Source organism: Mesorhizobium sp. M8A.F.Ca.ET.161.01.1.1, assembly GCF_004792105.1.
Classification (GTDB): domain Bacteria; phylum Pseudomonadota; class Alphaproteobacteria; order Rhizobiales; family Rhizobiaceae; genus Mesorhizobium.
In genome coordinates this window covers 1-289 of sequence record NZ_SRTD01000460.1, presented here as the reverse complement: position 1 = coordinate 289, position 289 = coordinate 1, and the positions used below count along the sequence as shown (strand labels likewise).

Sequence of the window (289 nt, the reverse complement as noted above, 5' to 3'; positions counted from 1 at the left end):
TATCGATTCGCTGGAGACCGGGCAGGAACCGCGCAATCGTGAGGAAGAGGCCGCCAAGGCGAAGGCCAGATCAGTACTCCGCTTTGCCTGAGGGACGTTCATGAGCTTCTTCCCCGGTAAAGACCCTGAGGCCGGCGACGCTTTTGCCAGCGACCAGATCGAGCTGATGGTCATCCCCAACGCCAAGGACATTGGCGGCTTCGAGGTGCGCCGCGCCTTGCCGACCGCGAAGAGACGGCTGGTCGGGCCGTTCATCTTCTTCGACCGCATGGGCCCGGCCATCCTGCGC

2 pseudogenes are annotated in these 289 nt (G+C 63.7%); both read left to right on the top strand.

Features of this window, described 5'->3' with window-relative positions:
• A pseudogene (locus EN804_RS38540) lies at window positions 1-91 on the top strand (DUF2277 domain-containing protein); the annotation flags it as partial.
• Between the two features lie 9 nt (window positions 92-100).
• A pseudogene (locus EN804_RS36545) lies at window positions 101-289 on the top strand (hypothetical protein); the annotation flags it as partial.